14 protein-coding genes are annotated in these 14,344 nt (G+C 68.7%); 3 read left to right on the top strand and 11 right to left on the bottom strand.

Translation table 11 applies throughout. From position 1 onward, the window contains the following. Positions 1–582 precede the first annotated feature (582 nt). The 6 genes from FHG71_RS21490 to FHG71_RS21465 form a co-directional block, all read right to left on the bottom strand. Positions 583–1,311 (bottom strand): SDR family oxidoreductase, encoded by a 729-nt coding sequence (locus FHG71_RS21490; protein WP_139083744.1) that lies wholly within the window; start codon positions 1,309–1,311, stop codon positions 583–585. Between the two features lie 48 nt (positions 1,312–1,359). Continuing rightward, positions 1,360–2,286, bottom strand: coding sequence for an SDR family oxidoreductase (locus FHG71_RS21485; protein WP_425467384.1), 927 nt, complete (start codon positions 2,284–2,286; stop codon positions 1,360–1,362). Positions 2,287–2,372: 86 nt separating this feature from the next. Beyond that, positions 2,373–3,062, bottom strand: coding sequence for a nucleotidyltransferase family protein (locus FHG71_RS21480; protein WP_139083743.1), 690 nt, complete (start codon positions 3,060–3,062; stop codon positions 2,373–2,375). Beyond that, on the bottom strand, positions 3,059–4,096 hold the full coding sequence (locus FHG71_RS21475; RefSeq protein ID WP_139083742.1) for an XdhC family protein: 1,038 nt from the start codon (positions 4,094–4,096) through the stop codon (positions 3,059–3,061). The genes FHG71_RS21480 and FHG71_RS21475 overlap by 4 nt, the downstream gene beginning before the upstream one ends. Position 4,097: 1 nt before the next feature. Next, positions 4,098–6,434 carry a xanthine dehydrogenase family protein molybdopterin-binding subunit gene (locus FHG71_RS21470; protein WP_139083741.1) on the bottom strand — a complete coding sequence of 779 codons (2,337 nt, stop codon included), beginning with the start codon at positions 6,432–6,434 and terminating at the stop codon, positions 4,098–4,100. Positions 6,435–6,444: 10 nt separating this feature from the next. Beyond that, complete coding sequence (locus tag FHG71_RS21465; RefSeq protein WP_139083740.1) at positions 6,445–6,909, bottom strand: (2Fe-2S)-binding protein; 465 nt, start codon at positions 6,907–6,909, stop codon at positions 6,445–6,447. A 106-nt stretch (positions 6,910–7,015) separates the two neighbouring features. Here FHG71_RS21465 and FHG71_RS21460 point away from each other — a divergent pair, with 106 nt between their 5' ends. Further along, on the top strand, positions 7,016–7,678 hold the full coding sequence (locus FHG71_RS21460) for a TetR/AcrR family transcriptional regulator (protein ID WP_176559562.1): 663 nt from the start codon (positions 7,016–7,018) through the stop codon (positions 7,676–7,678). Positions 7,679–8,059: 381 nt separating this feature from the next. Here the strand turns inward: FHG71_RS21460 and FHG71_RS21455 are convergent, their stop codons facing one another. The 4 genes from FHG71_RS21455 to FHG71_RS21440 all read right to left on the bottom strand — a co-directional run bounded on the left by FHG71_RS21455 (position 8,060) and on the right by FHG71_RS21440 (position 11,713). After that, the gene (locus tag FHG71_RS21455) at positions 8,060–9,022 is read right to left on the bottom strand and encodes a pirin family protein (protein ID WP_139083738.1); all 963 of its coding nucleotides are present in this window, start codon (positions 9,020–9,022) and stop codon (positions 8,060–8,062) included. Between the two features lie 63 nt (positions 9,023–9,085). Then, positions 9,086–10,030, bottom strand: coding sequence for a ring-cleaving dioxygenase (locus FHG71_RS21450; RefSeq protein ID WP_139083737.1), 945 nt, complete (start codon positions 10,028–10,030; stop codon positions 9,086–9,088). A 32-nt stretch (positions 10,031–10,062) separates the two neighbouring features. Continuing rightward, entirely contained in the window at positions 10,063–10,683 is a 621-nt protein-coding gene (locus FHG71_RS21445) for an alpha/beta hydrolase (protein WP_139083736.1), read from the bottom strand. 94 nt (positions 10,684–10,777) lie between these two features. After that, positions 10,778–11,713: a ring-cleaving dioxygenase gene (locus FHG71_RS21440; protein WP_139083735.1), complete on the bottom strand. Its 936-nt coding sequence runs from the start codon at positions 11,711–11,713 to the stop codon at positions 10,778–10,780. A gap of 164 nt (positions 11,714–11,877) precedes the next feature. Between FHG71_RS21440 and FHG71_RS21435 the strand changes: the two genes are divergently transcribed. Both FHG71_RS21435 and FHG71_RS21430 read left to right on the top strand, forming a co-directional pair. Further along, entirely contained in the window at positions 11,878–12,849 is a 972-nt protein-coding gene (locus FHG71_RS21435) for a LysR family transcriptional regulator (RefSeq protein WP_139083734.1), read from the top strand. Between the two features lie 100 nt (positions 12,850–12,949). After that, entirely contained in the window at positions 12,950–13,513 is a 564-nt protein-coding gene (locus FHG71_RS21430) for an NADPH-dependent FMN reductase (RefSeq protein ID WP_139083733.1), read from the top strand. Positions 13,514–13,552: 39 nt separating this feature from the next. On the opposite strand, the gene FHG71_RS21425 is transcribed toward FHG71_RS21430, so the two are convergent. Continuing rightward, positions 13,553–14,344: NAD(P)/FAD-dependent oxidoreductase (locus tag FHG71_RS21425; protein ID WP_139083732.1), on the bottom strand; the 792-nt coding region annotated here is incomplete at its 5' end.

The raw sequence follows: 14,344 nt of genomic DNA, 5'->3' as shown, positions 1-14,344 counted from the left end.
CCCCTCAGACCGGGAGCTTGAATCACACCGTCACAGCGGGAGCGAGCAGATCAATGGGTCCTGAACCTAGGCCGAGGCGGAACCTGGTGCCTGCAAGGTACTTTGGTTCAGCCGATCGTATGCTGAACGTTCATGACGAACATTTTTCGCTACGCTTCGCGGAAGCCTTTCATGAGTGGCAACAAGTAATCGAACCCCCGCCACTCGGCGTGACGGGGGTTCGGACTTGGTTGCGGGGGCAGGAATTGGACTTTGGCGAACGGAACCATTGGCATGTTCATCGGTTCGCCGGCACACGCATTGGCCGCTCCATGTGCGGTATCTGTGATCCGAAATTTTCGCTGGAAAGTTTGCCCCCTAACGGCTGAGCTCCCGCGGAGGCTCTCCGCTCCGCTCCGAGCCGGGGTGCGGAGTATCGTCTTTTCAGACGAGGCTCGGCGTTGGCAGGCGACCGCCATGATCCCATGATCAGCCCGAGCGCCACGCGCCTTCATACGCTATGGCCTTTCACGATCATGATCCCCGGCGAGACGGTCATCTTGTTCGAGAGGGTAACGCCTGGCGGTCAGCAGTCTCGCGGGCTCACCCCTGTGCCGTGGGACGCAGGACGATCTCGCCGATGCTCACGCCCTCGGGCTGGTCGATAGCAAAAGCCACGACTGCGGCCACCGCCTCGGGCGGCATGGCGATGGCAGCGCCGGCGGCGAGTTGGGCGCGCAATCCGTCGTCGCGAACATGATCGGCGAAGTTGGTGGCCGTGTAGCCGGGGAAAAGGGTAGTGACGCGGAACTCGCCCGCCACCTCCTGCCGCAACCCTTCGCAGATGGCGGCCACCGCTGCCTTGGTACCTGCATAGACCGCCATGCCGGGCACGACCTTGCGCGCCGCCGTCGAGGCCACGGCGATGAAGTGCCCCGAGCCTTGCGCGCGGAACACCGGGAGCACTGCGGCAATCCCCCAGAGCACGCCCTTGATGTTCACGTCCACCATGAGCTCCCAATCATCCACGGCGAGAGCGTCTAGGGGCCCGATCGGCATGGCCCCGGCGTTGGCCACGAACACGTCGAGCCGTCCGTAGGTCGCAACCGTATGGGCGACCAGTGCGCTGACCTCGTCACGCCGCGCCACGTCGGTGAGCCGCCATGTGGCCTCGCCACCAGCGGCGCGGATCTCGCCCCCGACGCGGGCCAGCGCGGCTTCGCCGCGCGCGCCCAAGACCACCCGGTCACCCCGGGCGGCGAGGGTCCGCGCGATGGCCTCGCCCATGCCGCTGCTTGCCCCGGTAATGGCGACCACCTTGCTGCCTTGCATGTCCGTTCTCCTTGTCACTGCCATATGAGGTTCTGCCGCGGCGCGGCGTCACCGAGCCTCGCCCAGGCGCATGCCCACCAGTTCCTCCGATAGGCTCCACAGCCGGGCCGCGACGGCCCCGTCCCGAGCGCCCGCGGGCAGGCGGGCCGGCGCGGGGTGGCCACGCGTCTCGCCCAGTCGGTCCGGGCCATAGTAGCCACCGGGCTGCGCTTCGGGCGCAGTGGAAGCGAAGAGCGTGGGCCAGGCGCCTTGGGCTGCGGGCTGGAAGAGGAAGGGCAGGAACCGGCGCACGAGACCCGGGACGCTCCGGGAGCCCGCGCCGTTGGGCAGCAGCTCGGTGCGGGAGACGCCAGGATGGGCCGCGATGCTGGTGATCCCCCAGCCTGCCTCGTCGCTGCGGCGCTGCAACTCCGAGGCAAAGAGGAGGCACGCGAGCTTAGAGCGCCCATAGGCCGTCATGGGCACGTAGTCCCTCTCGGATTGGAGGTCGCTCAGATCCATCGCGGCCCCGCGGGCAGCAACGCTCGACAGGCTCACGACGCGCGGCACTGGGGCCCGGTGCATGAGCGGCAGGAGTTGCGCAGTGAGCGCCACATGGCCCAGGTGGTTGGTGCCGAACTGAAGCTCAAAGCCGTCCTGAGTGGTGCGCCGCCTGGGCGGCGCCATGACGGCGGCATTGTTGATGAGGAGGTCGATGCGGTCGCGCGTGTTCCTCAGCTGGGCGCCGAATGCAGCTATGGAAGCTAAGCTGGCGAGGTCGAGGCGTTCGAAGTCGACCCGAGTTCCGGGTGCCTCGCGCCGGATCCGCGCCAGCGCCGCCTCGCCCTTAGCCGGGTCGCGCCCCGCTACGATCACCTCGGCCCCGGTGCGGGCAAGGGCCACTGCCGTCTCTAACCCGAGGCCGCCAGTCCCAGTGACCACAGCGGTGCGGCCCTCTTGGGAGGGCATCAGGGCTGGGATCCAGCGCTGTTTCACACGACCTTCAATCGTGTTGTTCGTAGGCGCAGTTGGCTTTGTCGTGGCCGAGCGACTGAAGTTCGGCTCGGGATCGTGGGTCATGGTCATCGAGGTCTCTCTGTCAGGGGTGAAGTAGGAGGGACGAAGGCTTGGGAGGTGACCGGACGCCCGCCCCTGCGGTCACCGGCATGGGTTTGGGGAAGCCGATCAAGGTCGGCGGGGCTATCGATGTCGAAGCGAACGCCACCCGCCTGGGTGGGCAGGCGGAGGACGCCTGGTTGGCTCGCCAGGGCACGCCGGAGTCCGGCGTCGCCGGTGGTCGGGCCGTGGCGGTCCCAAAATGTCCGGCTCAGGGCCACAGGGTGGCCATCGCGTCCCTCGAAGCTCGGCAGGGCCGCGGGTGCGCCGCCGAGCACCCCAAGGAGGAACGCCGCGCCGAGGTGCGACGGAATTGCTGGCATGTCGCCCAGCACGACAAGGAGGGCCGTCCAGTCCGGCGGCAGGCTTGCCACGCCGTCCGAGAGTGATCGGCCCATCCCTTCGGACCACTGCGCCGTTCGAAGAAAGGTCAGCCGGTCGCAGCACCAAGGCGCCAAGGCCGCTTCGACCGCATCGGCCCCGCAGCCCGTCACAACCGTCACCCGTTCGACCGGGGCAGCGAGCGCCGTCTCGACGGCCCAGGCGACGAGAGGGCGACCCCGCCAACAAGTGGTGAGCTTGCCGCCCCCGAAGCGCCGTCCGGCGCCCGCCACCAGCACGATGGCATGGCATCGCGGAAGGCTCGGCGTCCTCATCGCAACAGGCTCCCCCGCACGTCGGGCCGGGGTGTCACGGCCAGCGCCGCCATCGCCTGAGGTGCGAGACCCCCCGGCTGGAAATAAGCCAAGAGAGAACGACGGGCCTCCTGAGCGACCTCGGCCATTACCGCCAGGGCTACCTCGCGGGGCGAGGTGCCCCCAAGAGGCAGGCCGATGGGTGCGTGAAGACGGTCGATCGGTTGGGCTCCGAGGCCCGCCTCCTGAAGCCGTTCACGCCGCTCGACCAAGCGGGAGCGGGAGCCCAGGGCGCCCACATAGAAGGCGTCCGACCGGAGGGCTGGATCAAGTGCCTCGACCTCGGCCTCGGTGTCGTGGAGGGCCACCGCGACGGCGGTCCAGCGGTCCATATGACAGGTGGCGAGCGCGCGTTCGAGCCGACCGGTGACGACACGCAGGCCCGCCGGCACCCTGTCCGAGTCCAGCGCCCCGACCAGCGTCACCTCCCACCGGGTCCGCAGGCCCAGGGCGGCAATGGCGCGAGCAAAGGCATCGGACCCCACCACGATCAGGTGCCGGCGGGGCTCGAAGACCACGCGGGCGGCCCAGGGTTCGCCATCGGACGGCTCGTCGGTGAGTTGTCGGCACGCACGCGCATGGCCGTCGCTGAGCCAGACCGCGCGCTGTCGCTGCTGACTGAAGCGTTCCAGCGCATGCACAGCAGGGTCATCCGGCTCGATCCTTTCCACGAGCACTTCAAGCCGGCGCCCGCAGGGGAGCGCCAAGTCCAGGAACGGGCTGCCGCGGCCGTAGACGAGGCGGCGCGGCCCATCGCCGGCCAGGACCTCGCGGGCGTGGCGCGCGACGTCCGCGTCGATGCAGCCTCCCGAGAGGACGCCACGGCGCATGTCGGCCGTCACCACCATCTGCGCGCCCACCGGCCGAGGCCCACCGTCGGCGGCGATGATCGTGCCCAGCCCGACGGCCTCGCCGGCCCGCGCCGCCGCGAAGAGTCGGGGCCGCACCTCGTCGTCAAGGTCGTCGTCCCAGTCCATCGTGTCGGCCCGTCTCATCTCAGGCCTCCTCGGCTGCGGGCAGAACGGTGCGGGTGCGCCGCTCGCCGATGGTCTCGACCTGGGTGAGGGGCAGCGTGCGAAGCCGCCGACCGGTCCCCGCGAAAATCGCGTTGGCCACCGCGGCGGCGGTAGGAACGTTGCCGGGCTCGCCGGCGCCGCCCGGCGGCAGGTCACTGGTCACGATCTCCACCTGGATCTCAGGCGCGTTATGGAGCCGCTGGACGGGGTAGTCGTGGAAGTTCGACTCCACCACCGCGCCGTCCTCCAGCGTGAGCGTGCTCATCAGCGCCGCGGTCAGGCCCCAGACGATCCCGCCCTCCATCTGCGCGGCCACCGCGTCCGGGTTGACCACCGTGCCCACGTCCACGGCGCAAAGCACCCGGTCCACCCGGACCGCGCCGTCGGCAGCCACGCTGACTTCGGCCACCTGGGCCACGACGCTCTCGTAACATTGCTCCAGAGCGATGCCGCGCCCGCGTGCCGCCCCCTCGGTCCCAGGCCGCAAAGGCCGGTCCCACTCCGCCAGGGCCGCCACCCGGTCGAGCACGGCGAGGTGGCGGGGGCTGTCCCGCAGGAGCGCACGCCGGTAGGCCAGCGGGTCCTGTCCCGCCGCATGGGCGCACTCGTCCACGAAAGACTCGGTGAAGAAGGTCCCGAAGCTGTAGCCATTCGAGCGCCAGAAGGCGATGGGCAGGTGGGAGGGGACGTGAACGCTCCTCACCCGGCGGGCAGGCAACGCATAATGCGCCTTGTCGAGGCCCTCGACGGAGAGGAAGTCGCCGTCGGGGCTCGGGGCGAAGGGCAGCCGGCGGGTGGCAACCGACAGCGTGAGCGATTGCGCCGCCACCAGCGCGTCGAATGCCAGCGGCAAGCCGTCGGGCCCGAGCGCGGCGCGCATCCGGCCCGCGGCGGCGCTGCGGAACATGCCGCGCCCGATGTCCTCCTCGCGCGGCCACAGGAGCTTGACGGGACGCCCGGGGTGGCGCGCGGCAAGGAACGCCGCCTGCGCCGGCACGTCGGGTTCGCTGCGCCGCCCGAAGGCACCACCGTTTATGGTGACATGGCAGGTGACCTCCCCAAGCTCCACCCCAGCCCATTCCGCGCCCGTCATGACACCCGAGCGCAGGAAGGTGGGGGACTGGCTCGGCATCCAGGACTCGGCGGTGCCGTCGGGACGGATCAGCACGGTGGCATTCATCGGCTCCATGCAGGCATGGGTGAGGAAAGGCACCTCGTAGGTGGCTTCCAACACCCGATCCGGGCTTGCGGTGATCGCGGCTTCGACATCCCCCTCCTCCAGCGTGGGATAGGGCTCGGGGACGTCGAGCGCCGCGCGGACGCGGTTGCGCAGGTCGGCGCTTGAGACTGCGGTCCCCTCCGCGCCCGTCCATTCAATGTCGAGGCGCCAGGCCGCCGTTTCCGCTGCCCACCAGGAGTCCGCAACCACCGCCACGGCCCGTCCATCGACCACCGCCACGTCCACTACGCCCGGCTCGGCGCGGACCTCGGCCTCGTTGCGAATGCGCGCGACACTCGCGCCGAAGACAGGCGCCTGCCGGATAGTAGCGTGCAGCATGTCGGGCAGGACCACATCGGCCCCGAAGACGGGCTCGCCCCTCACCTTGGCGGGCAGGTCCACGCGGGGCTGCGCCCGGCCGATGAGGTGCCACTGGTCGCGCGGCTTGAGCGCGGGCTCGTCCGGAGGCGCCAGGAACGCCGCGTCGCGCGCGAGTTCGGCGTAGGGCAGGCTCCGGCCCGTGCTCGCGTGGCGGACGGCCCCCTCAGCAGTTGTGAGTTCGGCCACAGACACGCCGAGGCGCGCGGCAGCGGCCGCCACCAGCATGTGACGCGCGGCGGCCCCCGCGACCCGCATGGGATGCCAGAGACTCATGGTGGAGTTGGAGCCCCCAGTGGCGATGAGCGGGATCGCTGAGATCGCCCGCTGACCGGCCCAGGCCAGCAGACCCTGCGCCTCCTCCGGGCGCATGCCCATTGCACCCGACCAGTTGGCGTAGGCGGAAGCCAACTCCACGGGGAACTCGACCGTGATGCGGTTGTCGAAGGGGATGTCGAGTTCCTCGGCCACCACCATGGCGAGGCCGGTATGGATGCCCTGCCCCATCTCGGTTCGAGGAACCTGGATCGTGACGCGTCCATCATCGTGGATTGTCAGGAAGGCGTTGAGCACCGCGCGGTCGCCGTCGATGTATCCGTCGGGTCCATCGACATCGACCGTGGCGAGGTACCCTACGCCGCCCACAGCGGCGACAAGGGCGGTGCCACCCAGAGCGGCGCCGGTGAGGAGGAACGAGCGGCGGGACAGGAGACGGGTCATGCTGGTCTCCTCAGCCTTGCGCCAGGGTAGCGGCGGCGCGGTGGATGGCGCGCCGGATGCGGGGATACGTGCCGCACCGGCAGATGTTGGTGATGGCCTCATCGATCTCGGTGTCGGTGGGCCGAGGGTTCTGCGAGAGCAGCGCCGTGGCGGCGATGAGGAAGCCGGGTTGGCAGTAGCCGCACTGGGGCACCTGCTCGTCGAGCCAGGCCTGCTGCACCACCGAAAGCCGCCCGTCGGCTGCGGGCAGACCCTCCACCGTGACGACCTCGCGGCCCGCTACGTCGCCCACTGGCACGATGCAGGAGGGTGTGGACTCGCCGTCGATCAGCACGCGGCAGGCGCCGCACTGGGCCATGCCGCAGCCGTATTTGGGGCCGAGCACGCCGAGGTCTTCACGGAGCACCCAAAGCAGGGGCTTGGTCTCGTAGGCGGCGACGTCCACCCCAGTGTCGTTGAGAAGAAAGGCGACCATGATGCTCTCCGAACCAGTGTATACTCTACGGTATAGTATACCTGTAGCTGGTCAAGAGGAGAATCTTCGGGCATGTCGGGTCCGAAGCGCGACGACGGAGACGACCATGAAGAGCACCGACAGCCTGCCCCTACCCGTGGCCATCCTGCACGCGGCTATGGAGACCTTCATGGAACGGGGCTACGACCAGACCTCGATGGATGAGGTGGCCGCCCGCGCCCGCACCACCAAGCGCACCGTCTACTCCCATTACGGGAACAAGGAGGCGCTGTTCCGTGCAGCCCTGGGCCAGGCGGTCGAGCTGTTCTTGGGCAAGCTCCAAGCCCCTTCAGACCTCCGCGAGCCCGCGGACGAACTCGAGGCCTTCGCGGCGCGCTTTTGCGAGCTTTGCACGGTGAGGGGCTCCGTGCGCCTTCAGCGTGTGGCCATGGGTCTCGCCGAGCGGTTCCCGGACATTGGCCACATGCTGCACCGCGACGTGATCGAGCGCGCCGAGGCCATGATGGCTGGCTATCTCGCCGCTTTGGCTCGGGATCGGGATCTTGTGGCCGGCGCCGAAGCCGAGATCTGGGGGGCGAAGGCGGCGCGCCTGTTCCTCAACCTTGCCACTGGGTCGCAGCGGTTCCAGACGCTGCTCGGCGCCCGCGAGCCGCTGGACGGCCCGCCGGGGCCGGAGACCTCGCCTCAGGTGGACCGCGAGCCGATCGCCCGGGCCGTAGCACTCTTCCTCGCGGGCATCGGCGTGGAGGGAGGCCAAGAGAGAGGCTGAGGATACAGGTCCGCGCCTTGCCCTCGCCCGGACATCGAGACTGTCGGCATCGGGGGCAGGAATTGCACTTTGGCGAACTGAGCCCCTGGGATGTTCGTCTTTGCGCTGACCGACCGGCATCGCCCACGCAACTCTCCCGCGAAACCGATGGCCTGCATATTGCTGAGCCCCGAAGCTGCCTTCGGCTACAAGCGAGGCGCACAGCGTCGTCTTCGAGAACCTGATCGGGCGGCAGACTACGACCAGCACGACCTCGATCCACCTACGGACCTGATGCGGGAGCCAGTTGTCTGTGAGGTGCCGATCAGGAGTTGATGTTGTAGACGCCCGCGACACTGATCGTTGTTGCCTGCGAGGTCCGGGCAGAGCCCCCATCTCCCGTCACGGGTAGAGCACGCCGCCGGTGGCGCGCTGCGGGGCGTCCTGCCGGTCGGGCAGCGGGATGAATTCCGCCTCGTCGCCCGGGACGGTGTCGAAGCGGCCCCTCGCCCATTCTTCCTTGGCGGCCGCGATGCGTTCGGGCCGGGAGGAGACGAAGTTCCACCAGATGTAGCGCGGCCCCTCCATGGGAGCGCCCCCGAACAGCATGAACCGCGCCACGGTGGTGGCCCGGACGGTGATGGGATCGCCCGGGCGAAGCACGAGGAGCTGCCCCGGCTCGAAGCTGTCGCCGGCCACTTCGATCGTCCCCGCAATGGTGTAGAGCGCCCGCTCCTCATAGCTGGGCTCGATGGGCAGACGGGCGCCGGGCGCAAGCTGCACGTCGGCGTAGAGCGTGTCGGACGCCGTGACGAGGGGCGAGGCCAGTCCGAACGCCTGCCCGGCGATCAGGCGGGCCTGAATGCCATCCGCGTCGAGCAAGGGGAGTGCGTCAGCGCCATGGTGGAGGAACGCCGGATTGTCCTCCTCCCGATCCGCAGGCAAGGCCATCCAGGTCTGGATCCCGAAGAGTTTCTGGCCGTGGCGCTTGCGCTCCTCGGAGGTGCGCTCGGAATGCACGATGCCGCGCCCGGCCCGCATCCAGTTGACCGCGCCGGGCTGGATGGCCTGCTCCGTGCCCAGCGAGTCCCGGTGCAGGATCTCGCCTTCAAACAGGTAGGTCAGCGTGGCCAGGTTGATGTGGGGATGGGGGCGGACGTCGATGCCCTGATCGGTCAGGAACTCCGCAGGTCCCATCTGGTCGAAGAAGATGAAGGGGCCGACCATCTGGCGCTTGGTGGAGGGCAGCGCCCGGCGCACAATCATCTCGCCCAGGTCGACGGCCCGGGGCACGATCAGAGTCTCGATGGCGTCGGCGGTGGATCGGTCGCCCAGGACGGGGTCGGGACAGGGGCTCCAGCTCATCGGCGGTCTCCAAGTGGTTCAGGGTTGTTCAGGGGCTGACTCATAGCGCTGCGATCGAGCCGCTCACAGCGGCTTCAGCCCGCGCTCGATCTGCTGCCGCTGGCCTTCCAGGAACGGTGGCAGCGAGAGGCTCTCGCCCAGGGTCTCGAGCGGCTCGTCCGTGGCGAAGCCCGGGCCGTCGGTCGCGATCTCGAAGAGGATGCCGCCCGGCTCGCGGAAGTAAAGGCTGCGGAAGTAGAAGCGGTCCACCGGGCCACTGGAGGGCAGCCGGAGCGTCCTCAGCCGCTCAGCCCAGGCCTGGTAGTCGGCATCCGGAATGCGGAAGGCCACATGATGCACGCTGCCGGCGCCGGGCTGCGCCACGGGCAGGTTTGGCTCGACGGCGACGTGAAGCTCGGCCGCGGGGCCGCCCGGCCCCATCTCGTAGACATGGGTGCGCGAGCCGTCGTGGCCCGGCGTGGCGTAGTCGCGGACCTGCCGCATGCCGAGCACGCGGGTGAGGACGAGGTCGGTCCCTTCCCGATCCGGCACGCTGATGGTGATCGGCCCCAGGCCGCGGACCTGATGCTTGGCCGAAACATGACTGCGGGCCCAAGCGTGCGCCTCGCCGGCGCCACCGTCATCGATCAGGCTCAGACGCTGGCCCTCGAAGTCCTCGAAGTCGAGCGTGCGGCGACCGTCGCGGAGGACGATGCCGTCGTGCGTCACCCCTTCGGCCGAGAGACGCTGCTTCCACCATTGCAGGCTCGCCTCATCGGCCACGCGCAGCCCGGTGCGAATGATGCTGTGGGTCCCCCGGCGTTCGGGCCCGACCGGCCAGTCGAAGAAGGTCAGTTCCGATCCGGGAGTGGCCTCCCCGTCGGCGTAGAAGAGGTGATAGGCGCTGGTGTCGTCCTGGTTCACCGTCTTCTTGACCAGACGCATGCCCAGCACGCGCGTGTAGAAGTCGTGGTTGCGCGACGCCTGGGCGGTCACAGCCGTGAGGTGATGGATGCCGGTGAGTTCCATGAGAGCAATCCTTTGAGGCGGGCCCGAAGGCCTCAGCGTTGATCGAGCCAGGCTTTGGTGAGCATCAGGTCGGCTTGCGAGAGGTTGTGCCCGGTGGGCAGTGTGCGGTGGTCCACTGCCGCGCCGGCTTGGCCAAGAGTTGCGGCCAGCCGAGCGGCGTTCTCGTCGGGCACGATGGGGTCCAAGCCCCCCGACAGGATCAGGACCGGGGTGCCGTTCAGGTCCGCCTTGGGAGCAGATTGGAGCGGCACCATGGCCCGCAGAAGGACCGCGCCGGCCAGTGCGCCCGGCCGAAGCTGAAGCACCGCCGCAGCGATGTTGGCCCCATTGGAGAAGCCGAGCGCGATGGGCGCAGCCAATCCGTAGCTCTCCCTCGCCTCCTGGACGAAGTCGGCAAGGTCGTTCGCGCGCCGGATCACGTCCTGCTCGTCGAACACGCCCTCGGCCAAGCGCCGGAAGAAGCGCGGCATGCCGCCCTCGAGCACCGGACCACGCGGCGAGAGAAGCGCCGCACCGGGCGCCACGGCCCGCCCAAGGGGCAGCAGGTCGTGCTCGCCCCCGCCGGTGCCGTGCAGGAGCAGGAGGGGAGCCCGGTCGGGATCCGTCGCCGGCACGAACTGGTGGATGTGCGACAGGGTCGTGGACGTCGTCATAATGGCCTCGCCGATCGTGGCTTCGAATGGCAATGGAGTGCTGTGGGCTTGGCCCGCCCCACGCCTCAAGGACGTGGGACAGGGCATGGGCGGCTCAGTCCGCCAAGGCCGGCAGTACAGCCTCGATCCGGTCGCGGCGTGCCTCGTACTGGGCCGGCAGCTTCAGTGCGGTGCCGAGTGTGTCGAGCGGCTCGTCGGCCGTGAAGCCCGGGCCGTCCGTCGCGATCTCGAACAGGACGCCGCCCGGCTCGCGGAAGTAGAGCGACCGGAAGTAGTTGCGGTCCTTTTGCTCGGTCGTGTGCAGGCCGTGGTTCTCGACGAGCTTGCGCTGCATCGCGAAGGCGGCCTCGTCGTCGGCCGCCCGGAAGGCGATGTGGTGAACCGAGCCGCCGCCTTGGCGGGCCCGCAGGAACTCACCGGCCTCGCGGATGTCGACAGTGCCGCCCACCTCGGTGCCCTCGGCCTTGAAGCGGACCGTGGTGCCTTCACGCCCGACTTCCTGGAAGCCGAACACGTCGGTGAGGATGGCGCCGGTCGGCGCAACCTCTCGCAGCAGCAGGCTCACGCTGTGGATGCCCCGAAGAGCAACATCGGCCCGGACCTCATCAGTGCTCCAGGCGGGCTCGCGCTCGATGCCGGGCAAGGCGACAAGCGCGATCCGCATGCCGTCAGGGTCCCTGAAGGCGAGCACCGTCTCGCCAAAGCGCTTGGTCAGCTTCTCGTGCGCCACCCCCTTTGAGAGCAGGCGGTGGGTCCAGAAGCCGATCGAGCCCGCAGGCACGCGGAAGACCGTCTCCTGCGTCTCACCAATCCCGAGGCGGCCGGGCGCCACATGCTCCCAAGGGAAGAAGGTCAGGATGGTGCCGGGGTCGGCGGTGCCGTTGCCGTAGTAGAGGTGGTAGGTGCCGGGGTCGTCGAAGTTGACCGTCTTCTTCACGAGGCGCAGGCCCAGAGTGCGAGTGTAGAAGTCCACATTGCGCCGGGCGGGACCCGAGATTGCGGTGACATGGTGAAGTCCGTTGCGGCTCATCTGGATCCTCCATCGGGCGCCCCGGCCCGGGTTTGTGATCCCTAGATAAGCAATGAAGAACTGCACGCTACGTCTTTCCGCTTGCGTCTGTGCAAGGATAACATTGCGGGGGATCGTTCGGCTGTGCTTGGATCTGGGACACTTCCAAAGATCGGAGCAGTCGGATGACCCAGCCGTTGAAGCCGCTCGCCTGGGACGACTTCCGGCTGGTCAAGGCTCTTGCGGATGCCGGAAGCATGGCCAGCGCGGCCGCGGCTCTTGGGATCAACCATTCCACAGTGTTCCGCCGGCTGGGGCAGATCGAGGAGGCCCTCGGGGCGCCGCTCTTCGAGCGTCATAGGAGCGGCTACGTCCTCACTGCGGCGGGCGAGGAGATGGTCGGTCTGGCGCAGCGGCTCGACGCCGATATCGTCGCCTTTACGCGCAAGATAGCCGGCCAGGAGGTCAAGCCAGCGGGCGAACTGCGGATCACGACCAGCGACTCGCTCCTTCTTTATCTGCTCACGCCCATGTTCGCGAAATTCCAGCAAGCCTGCCCGGACGTGCGCCTCGACATCGTGCTCGCAAATCAGGCGCTGAACCTCTCGAAGCGTGACGCGGACGTTGCGATTCGCGCGACCGATACACCCCCCGAGACGCTTGTGGGCCGCCGCGCAGCCCGTATCGCCTGGGCGCTTTACGGGCGCAGGTCCGAGTTCGGTGGGACTGAACCAGTGGATCAGGCCAGGCTCGCGGACCAAAGGTGGGTGGCCTTGGGCGATCACCTCGCCAGCCTGAAGGTGGTGCAGGCCGAACGGCGTCACCTTGCGCCGGAGCAGATCGTCTACAAGCTCAACGGCGTGCTGGGTCTGGCCGAGGCCATCGAGGCCGGCATCGGCATCGGGCACCTCCCGTGCTTTGTCGGAGATGCACGGCCCGATCTGATGCGCCTCGAAGCTCTGCAACCCGACTTCGCTGTTGACCTTTGGCTTCTCACCCATCCCGACTTGCGCCAGTCCGCGCGGGTCCGGGTCTTTCTGGACTTCATGGCCGCGGAGATCAGGGCACAGAGGCACCTGGTCGAAGGTAGCGTGGTGGACCGGCCGGCCGAGAGACGGGACAGCGACGAGCCACCAGCCAAGCCAGCGGAGATCTAGGAGTCGGTTATCCGTCCAGAGTACCAATCAACCATCACCAGCCCGGGCGGATCAGGACCACGCTCCGGTGCAATGACCCTATGCCATACAGGACAAGCATATGACCTCACTTATCGGGATCTCCGGCAGCCTGCGCCAAGGCTCCTTCAACACGGCGCTTCTGCGGGCGGCCCGTGATCTCCTGCCGGACGGCACGACCCTTGAGGTCCGATCCATTGCCGAGATCCCGCTCTACAATGGCGACCTCGAGCAACGCGACGGCGTTCCTGAGGCGGTGACTGCGCTCAAGGAAGCCATTGCGGCTGCGGATGGGCTTCTTATCGCCTCGCCAGAGTACAACAACTCCATTCCCGGCGTCCTGAAGAACACGATCGACTGGCTGTCCCGCCCAGCGTCCGACATCCCGCGCGTGTTTGGAGCCAAGCCCGTGGCCCTGATGGGCGCCTCGCCCGGTCCGTTTGGCACCATACTGAGCCAGAGCGCCTGGCTGCCGGTGTTCAAGACCCTGGGCGCCCAGCTCTGGAGCGGTGAACGGCTTCTTGTATCGCGGGCGCGCGAGGCAATCGGCCAAGACGGCTCGCTCACCGACGAGAAGATCCGGGAGCGGCTTCGGGCCTTTCTACAGGGCTTCAGCATCTTCGCCCAAGCCGCTCGACCACGCTGACGCCGACCAGCAATTGGCTCGGCCGCGGTGCCAGCACGGCTACCACCGCCTTTGTTGGGCCGCCAGGTGGGCATGGATCTGCGCGACCACCGCCGCGCCCTCGCCGATGGCGGCGCCCACCCGCTTCACGGAACCCGCACGCACGTCGCCGATGGCGAAGACGCCCGGCACGCTGGTCTCGAGCGGCGCCGGTCGGCGATGACTCCAGATGATCCGCTCCGCCAGCGCGTCGGACGGGATCGTGTCGCCTGTCGCCACGAAGCCGCGTTCGCGCTCGACGCCGCAGCCGTCGAGCCAGCCTGACGCGGGATCGGCTCCGATGAACAGGAAGAGGTGTCGGATGGGCTCCTCGACCTCGCCCTCGGGGCCGGTCGAGCGCACCCGCTCGAGCGTTTCTCGCCCGGCAAGCCCTGTGACCGAGGCGCCCACGATCACCTCGATGTTGGCCGTCGCGGCGATGCGATCGATCAGGTACTGCGACATCGTCTCCTCAAGGGGGCGTCGGACCAGAACTCGCACCCGCGCGGCATGCTCGGACAGGAACACCGCCGCCTGCCCGGCCGAGTTGCCGCCGCCGACCAGCATGACCTCCTGCCCGAGCGCCATGCGCGCTTCGATGGGCGACGCCCAGTAGGAGATCCCGCGTCCTTCGAACCGCTCCAGACCCTCGACGTCCAGCCGACGGTAGCGCGCGCCGGCCGCGAGCACCACCGCGCGAGCCTCAATGGATCCGCCGCCCTCGAGATCGAGCCGGAGTCGACCCTCGTCGGCGTCCTCGCAGTCGAGCCGGCCCACGCTCATGGGCACCGCCATCTCGGCGCCGAACTTGAG

This window comes from Rubellimicrobium roseum, assembly GCF_006152145.1.
Classification (GTDB): domain Bacteria; phylum Pseudomonadota; class Alphaproteobacteria; order Rhodobacterales; family Rhodobacteraceae; genus Rubellimicrobium; species Rubellimicrobium roseum.
The sequence above is the reverse complement of the archived record's forward strand: the minus strand, read 5'-3'. Positions and strand labels throughout refer to the sequence as shown.